25 protein-coding genes and 1 pseudogene are annotated in these 24657 nt (G+C 36.3%); 19 read left to right on the top strand and 7 right to left on the bottom strand.

The window, feature by feature from the left end; all coding sequences use genetic code 11:
* Positions 1–4: 4 nt before the first annotated feature.
* Both ABC228_RS11270 and ABC228_RS11265 read left to right on the top strand, forming a co-directional pair.
* The gene (locus ABC228_RS11270) at positions 5–184 is read left to right on the top strand and encodes a type II toxin-antitoxin system antitoxin (RefSeq protein WP_345825239.1); all 180 of its coding nucleotides are present in this window, start codon (positions 5–7) and stop codon (positions 182–184) included.
* 223 nt (positions 185–407) lie between these two features.
* Complete coding sequence (locus tag ABC228_RS11265) at positions 408–1229, top strand: aldo/keto reductase (protein WP_345825238.1); 822 nt, start codon at positions 408–410, stop codon at positions 1227–1229.
* Positions 1230–1265: 36 nt separating this feature from the next.
* Here ABC228_RS11265 and ABC228_RS11260 read toward each other — a convergent pair whose 3' ends face one another.
* The 4 genes from ABC228_RS11260 to ABC228_RS11245 all read right to left on the bottom strand — a co-directional run bounded on the left by ABC228_RS11260 (position 1266) and on the right by ABC228_RS11245 (position 5715).
* Positions 1266–2405 carry a Ger(x)C family spore germination protein gene (locus ABC228_RS11260; RefSeq protein WP_345825237.1) on the bottom strand — a complete coding sequence of 380 codons (1140 nt, stop codon included), beginning with the start codon at positions 2403–2405 and terminating at the stop codon, positions 1266–1268.
* The gene (locus ABC228_RS11255; RefSeq protein WP_345825236.1) at positions 2402–3517 is read right to left on the bottom strand and encodes a GerAB/ArcD/ProY family transporter; all 1116 of its coding nucleotides are present in this window, start codon (positions 3515–3517) and stop codon (positions 2402–2404) included. Before ABC228_RS11255 ends, ABC228_RS11260 begins: the two co-directional genes overlap by 4 nt.
* Positions 3518–3524: 7 nt before the next feature.
* Entirely contained in the window at positions 3525–5039 is a 1515-nt protein-coding gene (locus tag ABC228_RS11250) for a spore germination protein (protein ID WP_345825235.1), read from the bottom strand.
* Between the two features lie 121 nt (positions 5040–5160).
* Positions 5161–5715, bottom strand: a complete 555-nt coding sequence (locus ABC228_RS11245) for a beta-class carbonic anhydrase (protein ID WP_345825234.1) — start codon at positions 5713–5715, stop codon at positions 5161–5163.
* A 107-nt stretch (positions 5716–5822) separates the two neighbouring features.
* On the opposite strand from ABC228_RS11245, the gene ABC228_RS11240 reads away from it, so the two are divergent.
* From ABC228_RS11240 to ABC228_RS11215, 6 genes are all read left to right on the top strand, one after another.
* Complete coding sequence (locus tag ABC228_RS11240) at positions 5823–6050, top strand: hypothetical protein (protein ID WP_345825233.1); 228 nt, start codon at positions 5823–5825, stop codon at positions 6048–6050.
* Between the two features lie 357 nt (positions 6051–6407).
* Positions 6408–8156: an ABC transporter ATP-binding protein gene (locus ABC228_RS11235; protein WP_345825232.1), complete on the top strand. Its 1749-nt coding sequence runs from the start codon at positions 6408–6410 to the stop codon at positions 8154–8156.
* The gene (locus ABC228_RS11230) at positions 8156–10186 is read left to right on the top strand and encodes an ABC transporter ATP-binding protein (protein ID WP_345825230.1); all 2031 of its coding nucleotides are present in this window, start codon (positions 8156–8158) and stop codon (positions 10184–10186) included. The genes ABC228_RS11235 and ABC228_RS11230 overlap by 1 nt, the downstream gene beginning before the upstream one ends.
* 24 nt (positions 10187–10210) lie before the next feature.
* A complete protein-coding gene (locus ABC228_RS11225; RefSeq protein ID WP_345825229.1) occupies positions 10211–11038 on the top strand; it encodes a S1 family peptidase in 828 nt (275 codons plus the stop codon).
* A 377-nt stretch (positions 11039–11415) separates the two neighbouring features.
* Positions 11416–12138: an RNA polymerase sigma-I factor gene (sigI, locus tag ABC228_RS11220; protein ID WP_345825228.1), complete on the top strand. Its 723-nt coding sequence runs from the start codon at positions 11416–11418 to the stop codon at positions 12136–12138.
* A complete protein-coding gene (locus ABC228_RS11215; RefSeq protein WP_345825227.1) occupies positions 12135–13268 on the top strand; it encodes an anti-sigma factor domain-containing protein in 1134 nt (377 codons plus the stop codon). The genes sigI and ABC228_RS11215 overlap by 4 nt, the downstream gene beginning before the upstream one ends.
* A gap of 51 nt (positions 13269–13319) precedes the next feature.
* On the opposite strand, the gene ABC228_RS11210 is transcribed toward ABC228_RS11215, so the two are convergent.
* Complete coding sequence (locus ABC228_RS11210; RefSeq protein WP_345825226.1) at positions 13320–13556, bottom strand: YhdB family protein; 237 nt, start codon at positions 13554–13556, stop codon at positions 13320–13322.
* Between the two features lie 168 nt (positions 13557–13724).
* Here ABC228_RS11210 and ABC228_RS11205 point away from each other — a divergent pair, with 168 nt between their 5' ends.
* From ABC228_RS11205 to ABC228_RS11170, 8 genes are all read left to right on the top strand, one after another.
* On the top strand, positions 13725–14333 hold the full coding sequence (locus tag ABC228_RS11205; RefSeq protein WP_345825225.1) for a YhcN/YlaJ family sporulation lipoprotein: 609 nt from the start codon (positions 13725–13727) through the stop codon (positions 14331–14333).
* Positions 14334–14469: 136 nt separating this feature from the next.
* Positions 14470–15108, top strand: a complete 639-nt coding sequence (locus ABC228_RS11200; RefSeq protein ID WP_345825224.1) for a class I SAM-dependent DNA methyltransferase — start codon at positions 14470–14472, stop codon at positions 15106–15108.
* Positions 15109–15133: 25 nt separating this feature from the next.
* A complete protein-coding gene (locus ABC228_RS11195) occupies positions 15134–15592 on the top strand; it encodes an S-ribosylhomocysteine lyase (RefSeq protein WP_345825223.1) in 459 nt (152 codons plus the stop codon).
* 21 nt (positions 15593–15613) lie between these two features.
* Positions 15614–16549, top strand: a complete 936-nt coding sequence (locus tag ABC228_RS11190; RefSeq protein WP_345825222.1) for a PLP-dependent cysteine synthase family protein — start codon at positions 15614–15616, stop codon at positions 16547–16549.
* A gap of 1 nt (position 16550) precedes the next feature.
* On the top strand, positions 16551–17687 hold the full coding sequence (locus ABC228_RS11185; protein WP_345825221.1) for a bifunctional cystathionine gamma-lyase/homocysteine desulfhydrase: 1137 nt from the start codon (positions 16551–16553) through the stop codon (positions 17685–17687).
* Positions 17688–17803: 116 nt separating this feature from the next.
* On the top strand, positions 17804–19174 hold the full coding sequence (locus ABC228_RS11180) for a dipeptidase (RefSeq protein WP_345825220.1): 1371 nt from the start codon (positions 17804–17806) through the stop codon (positions 19172–19174).
* A 44-nt stretch (positions 19175–19218) separates the two neighbouring features.
* Positions 19219–20202: a phosphotransferase enzyme family protein gene (locus tag ABC228_RS11175; protein ID WP_345825219.1), complete on the top strand. Its 984-nt coding sequence runs from the start codon at positions 19219–19221 to the stop codon at positions 20200–20202.
* A gap of 18 nt (positions 20203–20220) precedes the next feature.
* Positions 20221–20979 (top strand): (S)-benzoin forming benzil reductase, encoded by a 759-nt coding sequence (locus tag ABC228_RS11170; protein WP_345825218.1) that lies wholly within the window; start codon positions 20221–20223, stop codon positions 20977–20979.
* A gap of 186 nt (positions 20980–21165) precedes the next feature.
* Here ABC228_RS11170 and ABC228_RS19110 read toward each other — a convergent pair.
* Positions 21166–21249, bottom strand: a pseudogene (locus ABC228_RS19110) (YjcZ family sporulation protein); the annotation flags it as partial.
* A 196-nt stretch (positions 21250–21445) separates the two neighbouring features.
* Here ABC228_RS19110 and map point away from each other — a divergent pair.
* From map to ABC228_RS11150, 3 genes are all read left to right on the top strand, one after another.
* A complete protein-coding gene (map, locus tag ABC228_RS11160) occupies positions 21446–22195 on the top strand; it encodes a type I methionyl aminopeptidase (RefSeq protein WP_345825216.1) in 750 nt (249 codons plus the stop codon).
* A 214-nt stretch (positions 22196–22409) separates the two neighbouring features.
* Complete coding sequence (locus tag ABC228_RS11155; RefSeq protein WP_345825215.1) at positions 22410–23135, top strand: AzlC family ABC transporter permease; 726 nt, start codon at positions 22410–22412, stop codon at positions 23133–23135.
* On the top strand, positions 23132–23428 hold the full coding sequence (locus ABC228_RS11150; RefSeq protein WP_345825214.1) for an AzlD domain-containing protein: 297 nt from the start codon (positions 23132–23134) through the stop codon (positions 23426–23428). The genes ABC228_RS11155 and ABC228_RS11150 overlap by 4 nt, the downstream gene beginning before the upstream one ends.
* Positions 23429–23545: 117 nt before the next feature.
* On the opposite strand, the gene ABC228_RS11145 is transcribed toward ABC228_RS11150, so the two are convergent.
* Positions 23546–24412 carry a cation diffusion facilitator family transporter gene (locus ABC228_RS11145; RefSeq protein ID WP_345825213.1) on the bottom strand — a complete coding sequence of 289 codons (867 nt, stop codon included), beginning with the start codon at positions 24410–24412 and terminating at the stop codon, positions 23546–23548.
* Between the last annotated feature and the right edge of the window lie 245 nt (positions 24413–24657).

Genomic DNA, 24657 nt, shown 5'->3' with positions numbered 1-24657 from the left:
TAAAATGGCAAAGAGGAAGAATTTCCCATTACGTATTGATCCGAAGCTTTATGATGCCTTAGAAGCTTGGGCTAATGATGAATTTCGAAGTGTTAACAGTCATATGGAGTTTCTACTAAGGGAATCACTTAAAAAGGCAGGAAGGCTACCAAAGTTACAGGAAAGAAATAAAGAAGAGGATTAAAATAGTTTACGTTATGTTTAGGGGCTTGTTATTTTCAAGCTCCTTTTTCAATAAAATTATTCTATCCTCTCTTTCACAAAATGTAACCATAGTCTAATGAAGGCTTGTATTTTTTGATAAGCTGAACGAAAAAGCATCTGAAATTCTAGCATGTTTTTGATTTTATCCGATTCATTCTTTTCAGTAAACTTGAAATAATCACTACCAGGAAAGGAGAACTTGTATGAACGATATCCCGGTAAAAGAGCTAGCTAATGGTGTTAAAATTCCACAGCTTGGATTAGGTGTCTATAAAGTATCATCGGAACAAGCATATGAGACTGTTTCGAATGCATTAAAAATTGGTTATCGACATATCGATACAGCAAGCTACTATCAAAATGAGGAAGAGGTTGGTCGAGCAATACGTGAATCTGGAATTCCTAGAGAAGAACTATTTGTTACTACGAAAGTGTGGAATGACGAGCAGGGATATGATCGAACATTAAGAGCTTTTGAGCAGAGTAAGGAGCGACTAGGATTAGACTACATCGACTTATATCTTATTCATTGGCCAGTCACGGATCGTTTTCCGGAAACATGGAGAGCCTTGGAAAAACTAGATACGGATGGTGAAGTCCGTGCAGTTGGAGTCAGTAATTTTTTAAAACATCATTTGAAAACGTTGATGGAGACAGCAATTATCAAGCCAGTTGTTAATCAAATCGAATTACATCCTAAGCTTGTAGAAAAGTCCACGATTGCATATTGCAAGGAGCAGGGCATTGAAATTGAATCCTGGTCACCATTGGGAAGGGCTAAGTATTTAGATGACCCAGTTTTAGTTGAACTTGCCAGTAAGCATGATAAATCACCTGCACAAATCATGATTAGATGGCATATCCAAAACGACTATATCGTCATTCCAAAATCTACCAAGAAAGTTCGTCAACAGGAAAATCTAGCTGTTTTTGACTTTTCATTAGATAAAAAGGATTTGGAAAAGCTAAATCAAATGGAAGCTGGAGAACGAGTTGGTTCACATCCAGATCATATAACAAGATAGAGGGCGTCCATTTAGTTCGCCCTTCTCTTTATAAATTTATTTATTTACTGTTCCATGACGAATAATATCTACATTGACAGTAAACTTCGATTCTATTTTCGGAAAAAGTTTATCCCACTCTTTTTTGGTAAGTTTGCCGTCTTTATTATTAATTCGGTATATGACCCCATAACCAAATGCATCACTATTTAATTCCTTTAACTGTTTTAGAATTTTTTCATATCTTTTTTTAACTTCTTTTTCAACTTCTTTTTCTAGGTCTTGAATCGCCTTCTCTTTTTCAAGGTCATATTTTTTGGAAATCTCCATGAGGTTAAGCTCTATATCGATATTGGTGTCAAATTGTAATTTTTCTTTGTTCTTTAATTTAATGTCTCCAGTGCCATGTTCAATTAAGAATGTCGTTGTGAAGTTCTCTTCACTATCACCAGAACTTTCATCCTTAATGTAATCTGATAATGCTTCAGTAGGCAACTGTACTTCAAATAACTGACCTCGAACTGTTCCCTGAATCAGCATAAAAAGTTTTTCTTCCTCGATGGGTACCTCTCCAACCAATTTATCATTTTTAAAGAGAGCAATCCCTTTTATTTTAGGAACACCTTCATCAAGCCCAATTATCGGTAGGATTGGGTCAATTCCTTCATTATTAATTATTGTTGAGAGCTGTTGCAATGAAACACTAGGAAATAATTTCGTTTGGATTCCAGTCTGGACTAATCCATGTAGAAACTCTCCAATATTAGTAGATAACCCAGATTCTTGGGTGTCAATTATTTCCTTGCCAGTTGTTTCACTGACCGCTAAGAGCATTGTATCTGGAATCGTGGCGTCACGCCTGAGTGTGTCTAAGTATGGATTTATTCCTTTTTCCGCAACGCTTTTACCATAAATTTCCAACTCTAATTTTCCACCTACTATAGTTTTATTGGATCTTTTATCCGCTTCATCTACAGCCCCCTTAATAGAGTGAGATTTACCAGTAATTACTTTCGTGTAATCTTGAGAATCTGCTTCAAATTGAAGTACGGCCATTGTAATTTCAACCTCATTATTGTCTGTTAAGTCCACCCCTCTGGAAGCGATGATTCCTAGTTGTTCAAGCTGCTGTGTTTGTACACAGCTTGAGAGGAAGATTACCGGAATTAAATAAAGAATGAAAAGGTAACGTCTCATGAAGCATCACCACTTTTAGATTTTTGAATCCTTTTCTTAATGAGGACAATCGGTAGCAAAATAAACGGATAGACGTAAATAATCCAAAATCCAATTCTTGCTACAAGATCTGTCAAATTTGAGATTTGGTAATCATATTGAAAAAAATTAACAGCTATAAGCACGATAATTGTTATTGTATATAAAGTGAATCGTTGTGGAACCTTGTATAAGCGTTTTAGCCCGTAGGTCATGGACCACATGATGAGTGCTAAATTAGGTATTATTACCATCATCCACACAACAATTACAATATAGTCCAAACGTTCAATAAAGGTAAAGGAAGCACTTTTTACTAGGATTAATAGTGCCCAATCTACACCTTTTAGCCCAACAGGACTAAAATAACCGATTGAGATGATGGTAATGATCAATAATACAAGTGATGAAAAAGCAAGTCCTAAGAAAACCGGAAGCTTTGCCTTTTCTTTATTCTGTATAAATGGATATACAATTAATAGGATTTCAAAGCCTGCCAATGTATACGATGTTGCTTTTGCTCCTTTTAATAGCTCTGTAAAAGAAGAATTAAATACTGGCATTAAATTAAACCAGTTCATTCTCATAAAAGGATCGTATAGCACGATTAACAGCCAAAAGGTTAAAATGAAAAAAACAAAGGAAACACCAACTACTACTCGAAATCCTCCCAGTACAGCGTACATGATAATAATCATTAGTAAAATGGTTAATAGGAGATTAGGAAGTGTATGATATAGAAAAATTTGTACGACTTCAATATACGTTAACAGAATGGAAAGAAAGCTTGCCCCTAGATAAATGATTAACACAGTTCCGAAGAATTTACCGATCCATTTACCAAATATATCAACATGAATTCCGAAAAAATCTGCATTTTGATACTGCCTTAAGGTGAGTAGCATTACCCATGCCACGATGCATATATAAAAAAAGGCAATAATAATCGCGATCCAAGAGTCCCGTTCAGACTCCATATAAATAAAACGGGGAGCCCCGATAATACCGACCCCAATCTGGATACTTGCTATGATGAAAAACAGGTAAAAAGCACGTATTTGAAGATTTGGTTTAATTGTTTGATTGATCTCCATGTTTCACCTACTCATCGATATCACGTATTTTCTGAGAGTCTTTTTTGCTATATCGTAATTGGCGCTTTGGTCGGTAGGACATTGCGCGTCTACTTGTGTAATTAAAAGGAGTTCTGAAAAATGCTTTATTAAAGTCTTTTAGCTTTAATGGATATAACGGTGTTAGGTATGGTCTGCCTAATGATGTTAATCGTAATAAATGGATGATTAAAAAACAAAGGCCAAACGCGATACCAATCAATCCTAATAATCCCGCTAGTATAATTAATGGAAATCTAATCAATCGTACGGTTGTTCCCATCATATAGCTAGGGGAAGTAAAGGAAGAAAGTGCACTCATCGCTACAACAATGATTAGGATATTACTGGTTAATCCTGCTTCTACGGCTGCCTGACCAATAACGATACCACCAACAATACCCATCGTTTGTCCGACCTTAGTAGGTAGTCTAGCTCCAGCCTCTCTTAGGAGTTCGATTAAGAATTCCAAGAGTAGTGCCTCTATAAGAGGTGGAAAGGGCACTGCAGCTCTAGATTGGCCAATTGTTATGAGCATTTGCGTCGGAATAATACCATATTGATACGTTACAGCTGCGACATAGGTAGGTGTGATCAGAATAGAAAATACCATTGCAATGAAACGAATCATTCTTAAGAAAGACCCTGCCTGCCACCGCATATACACATCTTCTGTAGACTCTAAAAAACTAAATAGCGTTGTTGGAGCGATGATTGCAGACGGACTATTTTCTACTAAAACACCAACTCTTCCTTTGGTAATATTATAGGTAAAGCGATCCGGTAGCTCCGTTGTATCAAATTGTGGAAAAAGATTGGTTTGAGAGTCTTCTAAATACTGCTTCAATACAACTGCATCTTCGACCTCGTCGACATCCAATTCACTAATCCGTTGTCGCATAGTATTGACATCATCATCGTTGGCAATCGATTTGATATATACGATTCTTATCAGTCTTGGTGATAGTTTTCCTACTGTTAATTCTTCCATAACTAAATCAGTAGATTTAATTCGCCAGCGAACAATGTTCATATTCATATGCAAGGATTCAGTAAACGAAATCTTTGGACCAAGCACTAATGATTCTGTTTCCGCCTTTTCTAATGAACGGCTTTCCTTTTTGAGGAGACTGTAGCTAACCGCTTCGTTTTCTCCTTCAATATATATAAAGACTTCACCTAGAATGATTTTCTTAAAAATATCATCAATTGTTTTAAAGGTTGAGCCAGAGCTTAAAGGAAGCCTCTGTAAAATTACTTCATTCGTAATTTCTGTTTTATCTTCCAATTCCAGTAACGGCTCAAGCAAATCTCGATGCATGACGTTTGTATCGATTTGATAATCGATGAAGAAGATTGCTATGTTTTTTTCATTTTTCTTATAGCATGAGAAGCTTAAATCTGGACTATTTTCAAACTTCTCCTTGAGATAAATCTCGAGCTTATCAAGTGAGATAGGGAAGATAGGATTCTGTTTTGTAGCTGCTTGTTTTCTTCTTCGCATAGCAACCTCCAAAAGCATATGATCTAGTAATACAGGTTAGTATGTGAAGAATAGTTAAAAATATGAGTAGAAGGTAAAAGCAGGAAATAAGAAAAGCGAGCAGTAATTACTGCTCGCCAAATTAATCTTCTCTTGTAACGACATCGACCTTGCCAGTGCCAGGATCAATGACTAATCCATGCACTTTTACATAGTCTGGAAGGAGAGGATGATTCCGAATAAGGTTTACACTTTGTTGAACCGATTCTTCAACAGTTTCAAAGCCATGAAACTCGTCCTCAAAATCGATTCCAGCATGCTGTAACGTTTTAATTGTTTCTTCTTCTATTCCTTTATCCAACATCGTCTGTGTTAATTTCTTTGTATCAACTCGAGACATTCCGCAATCGTGGTGGCCAATGACGGTTACTTCTTCTGCTTTTAGCTCAAAGATTGCGACAAGTATACTCTTCATGATGCTATCAAATGGCTTGCGGATAATTGCACCCGCGTTTTTCACCATTTTTACATCTCCGTTTTGGATGTTGAGAGCCCGTTGTAATAACTCAACTAAACGGGATTCCATACAGGTGAATACAACCATTTTTTTATTTGGAATACTATCAGTCTGATATTTTTCGTATTCCTTTCCTTCAACAAATTGCTTATTAAAAGCTAACATTTCATCAAGATGCATGTTCAACACTCCTTTTACATTAAATACCCTATTAAAAACTATAGCAGTTTTCGAATCATATAGAAAACAAAATAACTGGGGTTTTATTTTTTAAGGGGGGAACATCGATGTGCGAACATGTTCGGAATTGCAAGTTGTGTCAAAAGCAAATGAGATACAGTGCGTTCTTTATATGCAAGGAATGTCTCATTGAAATCGATACGATCGGTAATTATATAAAAAAACATCCTCAAGTATCTGTCAGTCAAATTGCAAAAGCAACCAATCTATCAACAGAAAGTGCACAGAAGATTATTACCTATATGATAAGTCGAAGTACTTTGTTTATGATGTAATTTTTTTAGAAAACAAAATATTTTAAAAAGTTATTGACTAATCGTCATTACCAATCTATAATGATGAGGTGTTCAAAAAATGAAAAGGAGGTCATGAAAATGAAAAACAATATCATTGTTCAAACTAAAATTGATAATTTAATATTTCTAGTGGCCTCTTACGAGCGGAAAATTGGTTTGTAATACATACATAAAATTTTTTTCGATTAAGTAAAGGTCACAATGTGCTGTGGCCTTTTTGTAATATATGGGGGAATCTAGCTATTTCCTGAATTCTTACATGCATGCGTCATTGGCGCATGCATTTTTTGTTTTTTGAAAATTATTAACAACCAAAGAGATAGAGAAGGTGAAAAAATGTTTCAGGTATTTAAGAAATTAGATTGGTTTTTTAAGCATTATTGGAAACGGTACACATTTGCTATTATTTCCTTAGTTATTGCTAGTGCAATTGGTTTAATACCACCAAGGTTAATTGGATATGCGATTGATCAAATTCAATATGAAACACTGACTTCGCAGCTGTTAACCATTATTATTGTAGGTTATATTGTGCTTATTATTGTCCACTACAGTATTTCCTTCTTATGGGACTATACCCTATTTAGTGGAGCGGTAATCTTAGAGCGTTGGACTCGGACCAAATTAATAGATCATTTTCTAAAAATGACACCTACTTTTTACGGGAAGTATAAAACAGGTGACTTAATGGCTCGAAGTACGAACGACTTAAAAGCGATAGCTCAAACGGCTGGATTTGGAGTACTTACATTAGTAGACTCGACAACATTTATGTTTATGTTAATTGCAGTGATGGGATTTACGATTAGCTGGAAATTAACATTAGCAGCATTGATACCACTTCCGCTTATGGCAATCATTATGAACAAATATGGTTCAGCCATTCATGCACGCTTTACAGAAGCACAAGCTGCATTTGGGAATATGAATAATGAAGTATTAGAATCAATCCGTGGTATCCGTGTTATTCGTGCTTTTGTTCAAGAGAAGCAAGATAAAAAAAGATTTGAAGATATGACCGAGGATGTTTATCAAAAGAATATTTCTGTAGCAAAAATCGATGCGATGTTTGAACCAACGATGAAAATATTAGTTGGCCTGTCCTATACAATTGGTTTAGGATATGGAACGTTGCTAGTCTTTCAAAATGTTATTTCATTAGGAGATTTAGTTTCCTTTAACGTGTATCTTGGGATGTTAATTTGGCCAATGTTTGCAGTAGGTGAATTAATTAATGTATTGCAACGTGGTAATGCATCGCTAGATCGGGTTAATGAGACAGTTAATTATAAGGCTGATGTACAAAATCCAGAAAAACCTATTTCTGTTGGATATGTGGATGCTATTCATTTTGATCAGGTATCATTCTCCTATCCAGGTACAAAAATGAATCAGCTAAAGCAAATTAACCTTCGTATCAAAAAGGGGCAAACCATTGGAGTCGTAGGTAAAACTGGTTCTGGTAAAACAACCTTATTTAAATTATTGTTACGTCAATATCCTGGTGTACAAGGTACCATTAATATCTCAGATGTCAATATAGACTCCATCAGCTTAGAGGAGACTCGTAGCTGGATTGGCTATGTACCACAGGATCAGGTGATGTTTTCGAAAAGCGTACGAGAAAATATTCAATTCGGTAAAAGTGATGCAACAGATGATGAAATCTTTCGGGTAATGGAGCTTGCGCATTTCTTAGAGGATATTAAACAGCTTCCACAAGGTTTAGATACGAAGGTAGGAGAAAGTGGTGTAACGCTTTCTGGAGGACAGAAGCAACGTGTTGCACTTGCTCGTGCATTCATTAAGAACCCCGAGATATTAATCCTGGATGACTCGCTATCAGCAGTTGATGGTAAAACCGAATCTAAGATTATTGAGCATCTACGAAGTGAACGTCGTAACAAAACAACTTTTATTGCCGCACACCGCTTATCTGCGGTTACCCATGCGGATCATATTATTGTGTTAGAGGATGGTAAAATCGCTGAAGAAGGCACCCATGAAGAACTATTGAAAAATGGTGCTTGGTATAAGGAACAATATGAACAGCAACAGCTTGATGATGAGGAGGTGATCTCCTAATGAAGAAGAGATCGACCGAGAGAAGACTCTTTCAATATGCACTACAATTTAAAAAACGTATTATTATTGGTGTTGTTTGTCTAATGATAGCAACTGCCTTAGAATTAGCTGGGCCGCTAATTGCAAAAACAATAATTGATGAGCATATTGTTGGAATTGAAGGAACATGGTATGAGGTTGAAGATAATAATGACCGAAATACAGTAGAATATGAAGATAAAAATTATAAACGTTCCGATCGAATCTTAGCAGAAGAGGAGATTGTCGCAACAAATACGATCTTACAAATTGGTAGAGAGTATTATTTAATTGAAGGTGAAACACCTTTACAAGGAGAACGAAGTGTAGATGGAAATGTCATAACCATCACAACTCCAACCGATGACTTAACCTATACTGGTAAGAAGATTTCCTTAACAGATATTTATTCGTTCTTTAAACCAGAACAGCGTCCAATATTAATGCTCTTAGGGTTATATGTTGGGTTGCTTTTAATCGCAGGGATTTTCCAGTTCTATAAGACGTTCATGTTACAAAAGGCGTCCAATCAGATTGTAAAGAAAATGCGTAATGATATTTTTGAACATACACAACGAATCCCAATTAATTACTACGTAGATCAACCAGCAGGTAAAATTGTTGCTCGAATTACAAACGATACAGAAGCCATTCGAGATTTATATGAGCGAGTGTTAAGTATTATTGTAACAAGCGCAATCTATATGGTAGGTATATTTGTGGCATTGTTCATTCTAGATGCCAAGCTTGCTGTATGGTTCTTAATTTTAGTTCCACTTATTATTGTATGGATGAAATTTTATAAGGCATTTGGAACGAAGTACAATAAAGTTATTCGTTCAACCATAAGTGATATAAATGGAAAAATTAATGAAGCAATTCAAGGTATGACAATTATTCAAGCATTCCGTAGAGAAGAAAAAACAAAGGAAGAGTTTGAGGTGTTAAATAATCGTCATTTCACCTACCAACGAAAATTAGTAAAATTAAGTGCGTTAACATCGTATAATCTTGTTACAGTGTTTCGTAATATTGCATTTGTCGCATTTATTTGGTATTTTGGTTCACAATCGTTAGATCTTACTAGCATCATCTCAATTGGAATGCTGTATGCGATTGTTGACTTATTAACAAGGCTTTTTGAACCTGTAAACGATATTGTAAATCAGTTGCCACTACTTGAACAAGCAAGGGTAGCCGGTGGTCGAGTATTTGATTTAATAGACTTAGATGGAGAAGATGTTGTTCATGAAAAGATTAATCGCTATGAGGGCAACATCAAATTTGACCATGTATCCTTTGCATATAATGATGAAGATTATGTATTGAAGGATATTTCATTAAATGTGAAAGCTGGCGAAACCGTAGCCTTTGTGGGGCATACTGGTTCTGGTAAAAGCTCTATTATGAATTTACTATTTCGTTTTTATGATCCACAAAAAGGTACCATTACAATTGACGGTAATGATACAATGCAATGGTCTAGACAACAAGTTCGTAGTCATATGGGAATCGTACTACAGGATCCGTTTCTTTTCTCGGGTTCGATTATTACAAATGTCACCATGAATGATCCAAAGATTTCAAGAGAGAGAGCGATTGAAGCGTTGCGAACAGTTGGAGCAGATCGATTTATTGAAAAGCTACCGAAGAAATATGATGAGAAAGTTACGGAAGGTGGAAGCACCTATTCATTAGGGGAGAGACAGCTAATCTCATTTGCTCGTGCCCTTGCATTTGACCCAGCAATTCTTATATTAGATGAAGCGACTGCTAATATTGATACAGAAACAGAAACTGTCATTCAAAATGCACTAGAGGTATTAAAGCAAGGAAGGACAACGCTTGTTATTGCACACCGACTTTCTACAATTCAACAAGCAAATACCATATTTGTACTGGAACATGGTAAAATTATAGAACAAGGTAACCATGAACAACTTATTACAGAAAAAGGTACCTATTATCAAATGTATAAGATGCAGCAAGGAATCTCGCAAAAAGCAGTTTAGTTCCATACAAATGTGGGGTGACCTATGGATAAAGAAAAAAAAGTCAAACCAGATATTATTGATGATGATTTATATGAAGAATTTGAAGATGACGAACTCTATGAGATCGTTGAGCAGGTAAGACAAGATGCGCTTAGAAAAGCAGCAATGAAAGAGGAAAACAAACAGCCAAAGCGTCCATTTCCAAAGTGGGCGTTTTGGCTTATTGCTATTGCGTTGCTATTGAATGTAATTGCCATATTGCCTAGAACCTTCTCCATTCCGGCAATTGATTTCTTAATAACATCGGCAAAACTCTCTACAGATGAAGAAATTCAACAGTATAAGAAATCAGTTGTGGTGGTGGAGACAGAGGAAAGTAAAGGTACAGGATTTTCAATTTCTAGTGATGGATACATTTTAACGAACCATCATGTAGTTGATGATGTGAGTGAAGTGAAGGTGGGCTTTCCGAATAACGGTATATTTACTGCGGAAGTAGTCGAAAGGTATCCCGATGTTGATTTAGCTCTTCTTAAAACAGAAAGTGATGATAAGCTTCCGTATTTAACATTAATCGATAAAACGGTATTTGAAAAAGATGAACCCATTTCTTTTATCGGTAACCCGCTTGCATTTAATGGCATCGCTAACCAGGGAACCATAATTGGCTATACGGAATTGAAAAGCTGGGAGAAGCCAGTTGTCATGATTAGAGCCCCGGTATATCGTGGAAATAGCGGAAGTCCAATTATTAATCAAGATGGGAAAGTAATAGGTATTATCTTTGCCACAATAGATCATGATGAACACGGGAAGGTAGGCTTATTTATTCCGGTCGATTATTTTTATGAACAACAAAATAATTTGTAATACTATCGATTCCGAATAACGAACCGATAAAATAGAAGAGAGGATAGATTTCCTGCTCTTCTATTTTATATTGAAGAGATATAAACCTAATTTTATCTACTGTTTGAATATTTTACTTTATATGAAATATTGCTCTTTTGGGGGCAGTTACAGTTATTTAAACAAACTGTAATTATTCTGTGATAGCTCCTGTAATACTAGTGAGGTAATATGGTCATATTCAATTAAATTTATACTAATACGATAAATAATGGTGGTTTTATAGATGACCTTTTTAAATAAAATTTGCGATAATTTGATATATTTATTACTTGCTACACCCAAAAAAATTGTAACACAATCGAAATATATGAATGATTGGGGTGGTCTTTTTGACAATGCCTAATTTAAAAGACATCTCAATGGAAGAATTAATAACAATTGCACAGCAAGGTGATGAAGCTGTTCAAAACTATCTGTTAAAGACTTATCAGCCATTTATTGCGAAATGTGTATCTGAAGTGTGTAAACGATACATTGATCCAGAGCATGATGACGAGTTTAGCATAGGGCTGTCTGCTTTTAATGAAGCAATACGAATGTTTTCGCCAGATAGAGGGAGCTCCTTTTTAACATTTGCTAATTTAGTGATTAAACGAAAAGTTATCGACTATATTCGATATAATAATAAGTATCCGACGGCTATTTCTTTGGATGAAACATATGATGAAGAAAAAATGGAAAATCCAACTGAAATTGAAGCGGTAAAAGAAATCTATCAGCAAGAGCAGGATGCTTGGTATCGTAGAGAGGAAATTGCAGAATTTAAGAAAAAGCTATCTGCGTATAAATTATCACTTGCTGAGCTTGCCGAGATTGCACCGAAACATCGAGATGCAAGAGATACAGCTGTAAGGATTGCTAGACTTATTCGTGATGATACTGAATTAAGTGAATTTGTTGAGCGGAAGAAAAAACTTCCAATTAAAGATTTAGCCAAAAAAGTGGATGTTAGTAAAAAAACATTAGAGCGAAATCGGAAGTATATTTTGGCAATTTTTATTGTTTTAAGTGAAGATTATGTATTTCTACAGGATTATCTTAAGGGGGTTGGCCAGTGAAAAAAGGTATTGTCATGGAGCTGCATCGTAAGTACATTATTGTAATGACTTCAGACGGCTCATTTGCAAAAGCACACACCATAGACAATGTAGTAATTGGCTCTGAAGTAAACTTTGAGCCAGTTGCAAAAAAGCCATTTATAAATACGATTCGGGAAAATCTCTTCACCCTCCGTGTTGTGGCAATGGCTTGTATATTTTTGATTGCACTTATTCCATTATATATGATGGTTGATGGCGACACAGCTTATGCTTATGTTGATATTGATATCAATCCAAGTATCGAGCTAGAAATTGACGACGATTTAGAGGTATCCGAGATAACTCCTTTAAATGATGATGCGGTTAGTTTACTAGAAGAAATTGGTGATTTAAAAGGAAAGAAGCTCGCACAAGTAATCGAAGTCATTATGACAACGAGTGAAAATAGAGGGCTTGTAAATGCTTCAAAGAATGTATTGGTCGGGGTTCATTATACGGATGAGGAAAATGAACAAGACAAGCAAGTTCTGGAAATAATTGATCGACACTTCTCAGAAGAGGAATCGGATTGGGAGGTAGTTACGGTTGAAATTCCTGAAGAAATCCGCGAAACCGCTGAGGAAAACAAGCAGTCAATGAATGAAGCGTTAGCTAATTCTTTTGAGGATGAAAAAGTAGATGAAGTAGCTGAGATTGAAGCGTTAGACAAAGAAGTATTGGAATCATTTTATCGTAATAATAAAAAAGAAATCGTAACAGACTTTCCTGTTAAGCAAAAGGAATTAACAGAGAGGTCAAAAATTACGGAAGAAACGCCAACTCAAAGAAGTGAAAGATCAACGGATGAATTACACCCAAGTGATTTAAAAAGTGAAAATGGCGATAATAATTCGGAGCATAAATCAAATGACCGTGGGAATGGCTTAACACAAGAAGAACCAAAAGGGAACCGTGATACCGATACCAAGAAGAATAATGATAATGCTAAGTCTAATCAAGGTAAAGGAAATGACAACGGTAGAGACAATAAAGGTAATGATGAAGATGACAAGGAAAAGAAAGACAATCGTGACAAAAGAAACAATAATAATCATGGTAACAATGGCAAAAATCATAACCATAACAATGGAAAACCAGAATTTAAATAAGGGAATGCACATTAACGTGCATTCCCTTTATTGTTTTGGTGTTATTCATGGTTATACTTCCATAACTGCGGCTGGAGTATATTTCATTGCGTGATCAATATAATAAAGAAGATTCTCATGCGATTGAACAATTCTTTGTTCATCTAATGAATAGTGATAGGCATGTAGGAAATTTTGTATTTTTTTAGACAGCATATCATCCTGCGTACGTACCATTAGGACGAGCAAATCATCCCATTGTCCCCAAAGTGTGTAATATAGCGCCTTGTCATAATCTGGAATGTCCATGAATTCCCCTCCTTAGAATCAAGGGTAGTAATAGTCTCCCCGTAATATATATATATTTTCACAAACAAATTTGGTGTGGTTTCCAATTTAAGGTTCAGCCTTCATTAGCATAAACAGTTGAGTGCGATACATACTAAAATTGAACAGAAAGGGAGGGAAAATCTGTTTATGAAAAAACAAATACTAAGTATTGCTGCAGCTACATTATTTATTGCTACTGGTTGTCAAGCTGATAATGAAGAAGGTCAACAAGGTACGATGAATAACAATGTGGATCCTGTACGATATGAAAATAATGATGAGAATCGAAACTACACAATGCAACGCGATCTTGAGGAAAGAAGGAAGACAGCTAACAACCTTGGCACACAAAATATAAATAATGATACAAATAATGGTAACAACGATAACAATAATCGATACGATGTAGCGGAAGAAGCGGCAGAACTTATTGCCAATAAACTAGATGAAATTGACAATGCATATGTTCTTACAACTGAAAACAATGCATATGTTGCTGCAGAACTCGATACACACCAAAATGGAAATAATCTAAATCACAATAATGAAGAATTAACCGATGAGGTTAAAGAGAAAATTTCTTCTATTGTGAAGTCAGTTGATAATAATATCGATCATGTATACGTCTCTACAAATCCAGATTTTATGGACCTTACCAATAATTATGTAGACGATGTTAATAATGGTGAGCCTATCGAGGGATTTTTTGAAGAGATGGGTAATATGATTGAACGAGTTTTTCCTCAAAATCGTTAATAGGGAAGTGCTTCCAATTATTAGGAAGCACTTCTTTTTTTTGATAAATTCATCAACATATGTTAGTGTATTACATATAATCCATATTAAACATAGTGGATTACTATGTTTTAAATCTGATGTGGAGTTGAATGAAATGGGTAGAGAATTTTTAGATATTTTTGAAGAGTGGGCTGAGGAGTACGATAACAGTGTAACGGGTCAGGACCCGCAATATAAAGAAGTATTTCGAGATTATGACATAATTTTAGATGAAGTTTCTGCTAACTCGATTGGTTCTGTCTTAGAGTTTGGCGTAGGAACTGGTAATTTAACAGTAAAGCTACTTGAACGTGGACATCATGTTTTTGGTGTAGAGCCTTCTGCAGCAATGCGAGAAATTACAAGTGAAAAGCTTCCAGAAGCCGATGTAGTGGATGGAGATTTTCTTCATTATCCCAATCCACCGTTTCCGATTCATACCATTGTGAGCACATATGCATTTCATCACTTAACAGATGCTGAAAAGAATCAAGCTATTCGAAAATTTTCGGAAACATTAGCTCCTAATGGTAAAGTAGTATTCGCGGATACGATGTTTGAAACCGAGATTGCGAAACAACAAAAGATTGATGAAGCACTTGCTTTAGGCTTTCATGATCTAGCAGATGATCTCAAGCGTGAATATTATCCACTCATCGGGACGATGGAAGAATTGTTTAAACAAAATAATTTTGACATTTCATTCAAACAAATGAATGATTTTGTTTGGTTAATCATAGCTAATTACAAATAGGGAATAGTAGAGGAGAGTATGTAAAATGAAAAAAATGAATGTAGAAAGCTTTAATTTAGATCATACAAAAGTAAAGGCACCATACGTACGCTTAGTTGGCGTGACAGAGGGTGCAAATGGAGACAAAGTATATAAATACGATATTCGTTTTAAGCAACCAAATAAAGAGCATATGGAGATGGCTGGACTACATTCAATTGAGCATTTAATGGCAGAAAATATTCGTAATCATATGGATAATGTATTAGATATTGGTCCTATGGGATGCCAAACTGGTTTTTATTTAGCAATATTAAACAATGATTCCTATGATGAAGTACTGGTTACCTTGGAAAAAACGCTACAGGATGTTCTAGAAGCAGATGAAGTTCCAGCTTGTAACGAAGTACAATGTGGTTGGGCAGCTAACCACAGTCTTGAAGGTGCAAAGGAAATTGCTAAAGAAATGCTAGCAGGGAAAGATGGTTGGCACGAAGTTTTCTAATGTTAATATGAGGTGAATCGAATGGCAATCTATAATTCCTTAAACGAATTAATTGGCCAAACACCACTCCTAAAGCTTAATAATTTTAATGTGCCAGACGGAGTCCAAATTTATGCGAAGTTAGAGTTTTATAATCCTGGTGGAAGTGTCAAAGATCGTTTAGGAGTCGAGTTAATACGAGATGCGATACAGTCAGGGAAGCTTACTCCTGGAGGTACTATTATAGAACCAACGGCAGGAAACACGGGGATAGGATTAGCTTTAGCAGCTAGAGAAAATGGATTAAAGGTTATATTTGTTGTTCCGGAGCATTTTAGCCAAGAAAAACAAATGATTATGCAAGCACTCGGTGCAAAAATCATTCATACCCCAAGGGAATTAGGCATGATTGGTGCTATTGAAAAAACAAAAGAGTTAGTCAATCAAATACCGAATAGTTTTTCACCCCAGCAGTTTCATAACCATGCAAATCCGAATACCTATTATAAAACGCTTGCCCCTGAAATATGGGATGACTTAAATGGTAACATTGATATCTTTATTTCCGGTGCAGGCTCTGGTGGAACATTTATGGGATGTGCTCGGTATCTGAAGGAGCAGGACAAGAGAATTAAAACAGTAATTGTCGAGCCGGAGGGCTCTATTATTGCAGGCGGAGAACCTGGTTCACATCGAACTGAGGGAATTGGAATGGAATTCTTCCCGCCTTTTGTTGACCGTTCTTACTTTGATCATATTTATACCGTAACAGATGAAAATGCCTTTCAAATGGTAGAAAGTCTTGCTAAGAAAGAAGGCTTACTAGTAGGAAGTTCATCAGGAGCAGCCATGTATGCTGCATTAGAGGAAGCCAAAAATGCAGAAGAAGGCACAACAATCGTAACGATATTTCCAGATAGTAGCGATCGGTATTTAAGTAAGAATATTTTTCCACAAGTTAGAAGTGCGGAGGTATAATATGCGTTCAAAAACGAAGATGGTACACGGTGGTATTACAAGAGATGAACAGACTGGTGCAGTATCGGTACCAATTTATCAAGTTAGTACCTATAAACAGGACGGAGTTGGAAATTTTCGGGGCTATGAATATTCACGTACTGGAAATCCAACTAGACATGCATTAGAGACTGTAATTGCAGATTTAGAGAATGGTAACCATGGCTTTGCATTTGGTTCCGGAATGGCGGCCATAACAACTATTATGATGCTATTAAATGCAGATGAGCATGTTATTTTAACAGATGATGTGTATGGGGGCTCATATCGATTAATGACGAAGGTATTGAATCGTTTCAATTTGGATCATACCTTTGTTGATACAAGCAGCCCTGAGCGTGTTGAACAAGCAATAAAAACTAATACAAAAGCATTATATATCGAGACGCCAACTAATCCGCTATTAAAGATTACAGATATTAAAAAGATGACTGAAATAGCGAAGAAGCATAATTTGCTACTTATTGTTGACAATACATTTGCAACGCCATATTGGCAGCAACCACTTGATTTAGGCGCAGATATTGTTCTACACAGTGCCACTAAATATATTGGAGGACATAGTGATGTTGTCGCAGGATTAGTGGCTGTTAATTCAGATGAGCTAGCTGAAAGAATCCATTTTCTTCAAAACTCTGTAGGTGCTGTCTTGGGACCACAGGATTCGTGGTTGCTCATGAGAGGGATAAAGACGCTAGCATTAAGAATGGAAGCAATTGAAGCCAATACAAATAAAATTGTAGAGTTTTTACATGCACATGAAAAAGTCTCTTCTGTTTTTTATCCGGGAATGAAAACACATCCTGGACACGACATAGCCAAATCGCAATCAGCAGGATTTGGTGGAATGGTCTCCTTTGATGTTGGGAGTGGAGAACTGGCGGAGGAAGTATTAAAGCGAGTCAAGTATTTCACGTTGGCAGAAAGTTTAGGTGCTGTAGAAAGTTTAATATCGTTACCAGCAAAAATGACACATGCCTCAATTCCTGCTGATCGCAGAGCTGAACTTGGCATCACGGATGGATTAATACGCGTGTCTGTTGGTATTGAAGATAGTGAGGATTTAATTGAAGATTTAGCACAAGCATTAGAATCATAATGGGCAACCTAGAGGTTGTCTTTTTTTATGGTATATCTTTCTTAGGTAGAAGCTAGTTGTTCGAAAACAATATATGATAAAATATACATCATATAATGGTAGAAGGGATGTTTTGGATGAGCGATAAAGCATTAGAATACTTAAGAGAAAATAGAGACCGTCTATTACAAAGATTGAATGATTTTTTATCAATTCCTAGTGTAAGCACCGATAGTGTACATAAAGAAGATGTAAGAAAAGCGGCTGGCTTTTTAGAAGACTATTTATCTGAAATTGGCTTTGAAAAAATAAAGCAAATTGAAACGAAAAAACACCCAATCGTTTATGCGGAGTATACAAATGCTGGTCCTGATGCACCTACTGTGTTGCTGTATGGCCATTATGATGTGCAACCGGTTGATCCTATTGAATTATGGGAAAGTGATCCATTTCAGCCTGAGGTTCGAAATGACCGATTGTATGCACGTGGGGCAAGTGATGATAAAGGACAGGTTTTCATGCATCTTGCAGTGTTTGAAGCGATGATGAAAACAGAAGGAGCTCTTCCTATAAACGTTAAGGTCTGTTTAGAGGGTGAGGAAGAAATCGGTAGTGAAAATCTCTATGATATGCTTCATGAGAGAAAGGATTTGTTCCAAGCAGACTTTGCTGTGATTTCAGATTCTGGAATGGTTGCAAAGAACCAACCGACAATTCTTTATGGATTAAAGGGCTTCACGGGTATTGAAATTACCGTTACTGGTCCAGATCATGATTTACATTCTGGTATGTATGGTGGTGCTGTACGAAACCCAATTATGGCACTATCACATATATTAGCTTCCATGAAAGATAAGGACGAAGTTGTTACAGTAGATGGCTTTTACGATGGTGTAGAAGCGTTAACAGATGAAGAGAGAAAGTTAATTGAACAAGTTCCGGGCGAAGATTTTAGAAAGGCAACTGGCATTACGGAGACGGTTTCGGAAAAAGGATATACGCCAAAAGAACATACAATGGCAAGACCAACCTTTGAAGTCAATGGAATTTTTGGCGGTTATCAAGGTGAAGGAACGAAGACGATTATTCCAACATCAGCAACTGCTAAAATTACATGTCGCTTAGTGCCTGGACAACATCCAGATGACATACAAGCTGCTTTGGAAGCACATGTTAAAAAGGTTGCTCCTAAGGGAGTAACGGTAGAAGTCAAAAGAGAGAAGCTTTCCGCAAAAGCGTACAAAGTAGAGCCTACTCATCCTTTAATTCAAAAAGCAGCTGAAAGCTATACAAAAGCATTTGCTAAGGAAACTGTATATGTACGAATGGGAGGATCCATACCTGTTGTCGAATGGATTGAAGACATTTATCATATTCCAATTGTGTTATTAGGATTTGGAACTCCTGAGGATCGCCTTCATTCACCGAATGAGAGCTTTCCTTTAGACAGCTACGATAAAGGCATGGAGACATTGGTCTATTATTGGAATGAAGTAAATAAGAAGTAATCAGTTTCTAGGTGAGACCTAGTGAGTTGATTGGGGGAATTATCATGGAGAAGTCTGTTGAATCCGTATTTCACCCAGAAATACGAGAACATTTTCTTCGTGCATATCAATTAGATAGCACGTATAAATTATTAGGAGACTTTGAAAACTATGTTTACGAAGTGACGAAAGACAATCAAGCTTTCATTTTACGAGTTACACATAGCTCCCATCGGTTGGAAGAAGAAGTATTAGGGGAAATTGAATGGGTGAACTTTTTGCATTCGCATGATGCAAATGTTCCAGTAATCTATCCTTCACGTCATAATAAGTTAGTGGAAAAGCAGATAGCTGAGAATGGAACTGTGTTTTATGCAAGCTTGTTTTCTAAAGTGAATGGTAGTCCTGTAAGAGCTAATGATGATAGGTTTGATCGTAAGTTATTTTATAGCTGGGGGAAGGAAATTGGGAAGTTACATCGCCTAACGGAAGACTTTCAACCAGAAACAATTGTCCGGAAGCAATGGTATGAAGATGACTTGTTTGAAATTGAAAAATACATTCCACAAGAGAAAATGGTTATTAAGCGTACAAAGGAAATCATGGAACAATTGAAGGAGCTTCCAAAAACAAGCTTTGGTCTCATTCATAATGACGTGCATCACGGTAACTTCTTCTATGATGACGATGAGATTCAAATCTTTGATTTTGATGACGCCTGTTATTTTTGGTATGTTTCGGACATTGCTATTCCACTTTATTATACTTGTTTTTCCTTGTTTTCAGATGACAAAACGGATCGTAGTGGAAAACAAGAATTTGCTAGACAATTTTTAGATGCTTTTATGGAAGGGTATCGACAGGAGATTAATCCTCCTTTGAATTGGGAAGAACAACTTTCCTTATTCTTGAAAGTAAGGGATATTACCTTATATTCTGCCCTTAATAAAAAGATAACACCTGAGTCAAGAAGTGAGGACTTACAAGGTCAAATGCAGCAAATTAAGCAGCGTATTGAACAAAGTGAACCAATCGTATCCATTAATTAGCGAATTGAGGTTTTATTAATGAAAATTGCACTAGTTACTGGGGTATCTAAGGGCTTAGGAGAATCCATAGCGAAGATTTTTTTAGAATCTGGTATTCATGTCTTTGGTATCTCCAGAACCGAGAATAAACGATTAGCAAAGATTGCTGAGAAAAATAATGTGAACTATCAGCATTATTCTTGTGATCTCGGTAATATAATTCAAATAGAAACAACGATAGAACATATCAAGGTTGACTTAGATAAAGATGGGCAATCACTATTATATTTAATTAACAATGCAGCAGTAATCGAGCCGATTAATCAAGTTCTGAAAGTTGATAATCAAGCTCTCGCCTACCACTTTCAATTAAATACGATTGCTCCGATTCTATTAATGAATCAATTTCTACAGTATGCTAGTGAAAAAAATACGGATTTTATTGGTGTTAATATTACTTCTGGTGCTGCAGAAAGACCTATATATGGTTGGAGTGCTTACTGTAGCTCGAAGGCGAGTATAAACATGTATACGAAAACCGCAGCCCTAGAACAAGAAGAATTGAAGACAGGACATAAGATTATCGCGTTTAATCCTGGAATAATGGATACATCCATGCAACAACATATACGATCAAGTACCAAGGAAGCATTTGTTGAAGTTGATAAATTCAAAGGATATAAAGCAGCGAATCAGCTGCGGGATACAGATACTGTAGGTGGAATATTAATAGATATTCTAAACGATGAATCAAGTATCCAAAATGGAAAGATTTATCAAGTAAATGAATATTTCTAACGCAAAAAGGTCTGCATCTATTGCAGACCTTTTAAACTGCGCACACTGAGCGCAGAATTCTAAAAACTTGCATCTTACCCATTATGTTCTAATGAAATGTGTTTATATAAAGGTGACTTATGACCACCAACTATCCCCATATCCGTACCCATAGTTATTGCCGTACCCATAATTACCACCAAGTGCACTTGCTCCAACTATAATCAATAAGATGAACAATACAACAATAAGCGCAAAGCCTTTACCATATCCACCTACTTCTTCACTCATTCTTCCACCTCCTCTCCTACAATATATGTGTATACCCTAATAACGACCGGGCGGATGTACGAAAAGGTTTAGAGATAAGAATGCGTAGGTCCTAGTTGATACTGAAACAGAACGTAAAATGTGGTACACTTATGAAACGTAAAATATAATAATATAAGTGATTGCTTTAGCTGATTCATAGAAAGGACGTAGTGAAATGATTAACAGAAAGAGTAAACGAGAGATTGAACAAATGCAAAAGGCAGCAGACTTGCTTATTCAAGTGCATAAAGAAATTGCAAAGATGATAAAACCAGGAATTACGACACTAGAAATTGACGCATTTGTCGATGATTTCTTAGAAAAACATGGTGCGACCCCTGAGCAAAAGGGTTATAATGGTTTTCCTTACGCTACTTGTGCATCCATAAATGATGAAATCTGTCATGGATTTCCACGTGATGAAAAATTAAAGGATGGCGATATTGTTACAATTGATATGGTTGTTAATCTTAATGGTGGTTTAGCAGACTCTGCTTGGACATATGCGGTTGGTAATGTAGATGAAAAAGGTCTACGTTTGATGGAAGTAACGAAGAATTCTCTCTACAAGGGGATTGAACAAGCAAGGGCAGGAAATAGAATCGGGGATATTGGTCATGCTATCCAAGTGTACGCAGAAGCAGAAGGCTTCTCAGTTGTTCGTGATTTCACAGGGCATGGAATTGGTCCAACTATTCATGAAGATCCACATATTCCGCATTTTGGGTTGCCGAATAAAGGTCTACGCTTAAAACCAGGAATGGTCATTACAATTGAGCCGATGCTAAACGAAGGAGATTGGCCAAGTAAAGTTGATAGTAATAACTGGACTGCTAGAACAGTAGATGGTGGACGTTCTGCACAGTATGAACATACTATCGTAATTACGGATGGAGATCCGCTAATTCTAACAGAACAAGATTAATCAGTTAGAAACCTGTATCTAAATGGTGCAGGTTTTTTTATTTTTTCGTTAGATGATAATGATTACAAGTAACCATTATTAAAGCGTTAAGTAAAAAGGCTCATCCACCAAAAGTACTTTTTCACATGCAGTCTAATTTTTCAAGCTGTTGCACTTTTTACTTCGAATAAAATCAGTTATAATTATGAGAACTTTTAGTGGGGGAGAAACGGAAATGGATACTGTACAGGAAAAGGAACGGACAACATCAGCTAGTTCCGTGATTAAACGAGGATTTGGGGTTGGTTTTCCAATCATGCTGGGCTATATTCCAATCGCAATCACTTATGGAGTACTCGCAAAGCAAGCAGGTTTGTCCATTACAGAATTAACGCTCATGAGTGTTTTGGTGTTCGCCGGTGCAAGCCAGTTTATGGGAGCGAACATGATTGCCTTAGGAGCAGGAGCTGTTGAAATTATTATCGCTACTTTCGTTTTAAACTTTCGTCATTTTGTCATGAGCTTATCCTTTATGAATCGTATGCGCCCAGTTGCATTAAAGTGGAAGCTGCCAATTTCGTTAGGATTAACGGATGAAACATTTGCGGTCTCTTCCTTACATCCTGAGGAGGCAAAAGAAGAAAAAGGATTTCTGTTTTATGCTTCGCTTACGTTAACAGCTTATTTTGCTTGGGTCTTTGGTTCATTTCTAGGTGGTGTTTTAGGTGAAGTAATTCCGGAAACATTAAGCCAAAGCATGGGAATTGCACTATATGCGATGTTTATTGGTTTATTAGTGCCAACTGTTAAGAAGGAATTACGAGTAGGATTAATTGCTATTATTGCAATGCTAATAAACGTTATTTGTCTCCAGTTTATGAGTAGCGGATGGGCAATCGTTGCCGGAACTGTATTAGGTGGACTAAGTGGTGTCTTTTTGTTGAAGGAGGAGCAGGTATGATCTTCATTATTATTATTGGAATGTCTATTGTAACACTCTTACCAAGAATAATTCCTGCCTTCATCGTTGATAAATTGCAGTTTAAGGAATGGGTGAATCGATGGTTGAACGCTATTCCTTACGCAGCATTAGGAGCGCTTATTTTTCCAGGTGTTCTTTCAGTAAATGCGGATAAACCCTATATTGGTCTGATTGGCGGCATAGTAGCAATTATGCTTGCTTATGTAGGGCTAAATGTTATTTTTGTGGTCATTGGTTCGATTTTGTCCGTTTTTCTATTAACAACAGTTTAGAGTGTGAAAATAAAAAAAACTGGTAAGTATGAGACAATCTCTACTAACCAGTTTTTTATCTTAGGTGACACTAATATTCCATAGAAACTTTAAATAAGTCCCAAAAATAGTTCCTCTTTATAGGAAAGGTTCAATATGAATATGGGTATGTAAAATCCCGTGCTTATCCGCTAATAATCGCTCAATATTAACAGTAATATCATGACTTTGTTTTACATTTAACTCAGGATTAACCTTAATCGTTACGTCCAACACAGGTTGATTACCGAGTACCCTACCTTTAATATCTTCTACTTTCTTCACTTCAGGTATTTCGGAAATTGTATTGCTGATATAGTTAAGCTTACCTTCGTCAAATGCATCGGTCAATGTTAGGGTAGAGTCTTTAAATATTTCCCATGCAGTTTTACAAATGATGAAGCCAACAATCAATCCAGCTAGTGGATCTAACCAATAGATGCCAAATTGTGCACCGAGAATTCCGATAAATGCGCCTATACTAACAAGTGCATCCGAACGATTATCTTGGGCAGCTGCATAAATGGCACGGCTATTAATTTTTTTAGATAAGTTGAGATTGTAACGGTAAACGACATACATGACGATTGCAGCACCAATTGCGGTCCAGGCCGTTAATAAGTTTGGTTGGGTAACCTCAGGCTGAAGTATCTTTTGTATTGTAGAAAAAATTACTTGTATTCCCACTGCAACCATAATAAATGCTGCTAGTAGAGAAGCAATTGTTTCTGCACGATAATGCCCGTAGCGATGATTGTCATCAGGTGGCTTCTGGGATATTCGTAATCCAATTAAAATAGCAATCGAAGCAATTACATCGGTTGAATTATTTAGACCATCCGCCCATAAAGCCTCGGAATTACCAAAGCTGGCAATAATTAGTTTTGAGCTAGCTAGGAAAAGATAGGCAAAGATACTAATCCAAGCCCCCTTTTCTCCGCTTTTTAAATTATTATTTTGGTTCATTGAAATAGCCTCCGTGGTATTCTGCTAATGACTTTAATTCTGACGTGGGGTACTAGTACTCTTACTTTTAAGCCTGGATAAGTGGTATATGAATATAGGTCCTCCAATGAATAAAGGTACGCTTTATTATTCCCATATTCAAAAAAATGGTTACAACATCACAAAGAATTCTTATGTAAATTAATAGGTAACCACTAAGCTTATCATTAGCACATTAACTGTTACACTATAACAAAGCAATAATG

Origin of the sequence: Ornithinibacillus xuwenensis (assembly GCF_039614845.1) — a bacterium.
Taxonomy (GTDB): Bacteria; Bacillota; Bacilli; order Bacillales; family Amphibacillaceae; genus Ornithinibacillus; species Ornithinibacillus xuwenensis.
Note: the sequence above shows the minus strand (reverse complement) of the source record. Positions and strands in the feature narration are given on the sequence as shown.

Coding starts and splice junctions, on each gene's coding strand:
- ABC228_RS11255 (WP_345825236.1), bottom strand. CDS start 3,517: ATGGAGATCAATCAAACAATTAAACCAAATCTTCAAATACGTGCTTTT.
- ABC228_RS11195 (WP_345825223.1), top strand. CDS start 15,134: ATGAAAAAAATGAATGTAGAAAGCTTTAATTTAGATCATACAAAAGTA.
- ABC228_RS11230 (WP_345825230.1), top strand. CDS start 8,156: ATGAAGAAGAGATCGACCGAGAGAAGACTCTTTCAATATGCACTACAA.
- ABC228_RS11200 (WP_345825224.1), top strand. CDS start 14,470: ATGGGTAGAGAATTTTTAGATATTTTTGAAGAGTGGGCTGAGGAGTAC.
- ABC228_RS11190 (WP_345825222.1), top strand. CDS start 15,614: ATGGCAATCTATAATTCCTTAAACGAATTAATTGGCCAAACACCACTC.
- map (WP_345825216.1), top strand. CDS start 21,446: ATGATTAACAGAAAGAGTAAACGAGAGATTGAACAAATGCAAAAGGCA.
- ABC228_RS11185 (WP_345825221.1), top strand. CDS start 16,551: ATGCGTTCAAAAACGAAGATGGTACACGGTGGTATTACAAGAGATGAA.
- ABC228_RS11265 (WP_345825238.1), top strand. CDS start 408: ATGAACGATATCCCGGTAAAAGAGCTAGCTAATGGTGTTAAAATTCCA.
- ABC228_RS11150 (WP_345825214.1), top strand. CDS start 23,132: ATGATCTTCATTATTATTATTGGAATGTCTATTGTAACACTCTTACCA.
- ABC228_RS11145 (WP_345825213.1), bottom strand. CDS start 24,412: ATGAACCAAAATAATAATTTAAAAAGCGGAGAAAAGGGGGCTTGGATT.
- ABC228_RS11270 (WP_345825239.1), top strand. CDS start 5: ATGGCAAAGAGGAAGAATTTCCCATTACGTATTGATCCGAAGCTTTAT.
- ABC228_RS11235 (WP_345825232.1), top strand. CDS start 6,408: ATGTTTCAGGTATTTAAGAAATTAGATTGGTTTTTTAAGCATTATTGG.
- ABC228_RS11170 (WP_345825218.1), top strand. CDS start 20,221: ATGAAAATTGCACTAGTTACTGGGGTATCTAAGGGCTTAGGAGAATCC.
- ABC228_RS11210 (WP_345825226.1), bottom strand. CDS start 13,556: ATGGACATTCCAGATTATGACAAGGCGCTATATTACACACTTTGGGGA.
- ABC228_RS11155 (WP_345825215.1), top strand. CDS start 22,410: ATGGATACTGTACAGGAAAAGGAACGGACAACATCAGCTAGTTCCGTG.
- ABC228_RS11180 (WP_345825220.1), top strand. CDS start 17,804: ATGAGCGATAAAGCATTAGAATACTTAAGAGAAAATAGAGACCGTCTA.
- ABC228_RS11260 (WP_345825237.1), bottom strand. CDS start 2,405: ATGAGACGTTACCTTTTCATTCTTTATTTAATTCCGGTAATCTTCCTC.
- ABC228_RS11250 (WP_345825235.1), bottom strand. CDS start 5,039: ATGCGAAGAAGAAAACAAGCAGCTACAAAACAGAATCCTATCTTCCCT.
- sigI (WP_345825228.1), top strand. CDS start 11,416: ATGCCTAATTTAAAAGACATCTCAATGGAAGAATTAATAACAATTGCA.
- ABC228_RS11175 (WP_345825219.1), top strand. CDS start 19,219: ATGGAGAAGTCTGTTGAATCCGTATTTCACCCAGAAATACGAGAACAT.
- ABC228_RS11225 (WP_345825229.1), top strand. CDS start 10,211: ATGGATAAAGAAAAAAAAGTCAAACCAGATATTATTGATGATGATTTA.
- ABC228_RS11245 (WP_345825234.1), bottom strand. CDS start 5,715: ATGCATCTTGATGAAATGTTAGCTTTTAATAAGCAATTTGTTGAAGGA.
- ABC228_RS11205 (WP_345825225.1), top strand. CDS start 13,725: ATGAAAAAACAAATACTAAGTATTGCTGCAGCTACATTATTTATTGCT.
- ABC228_RS11240 (WP_345825233.1), top strand. CDS start 5,823: ATGTGCGAACATGTTCGGAATTGCAAGTTGTGTCAAAAGCAAATGAGA.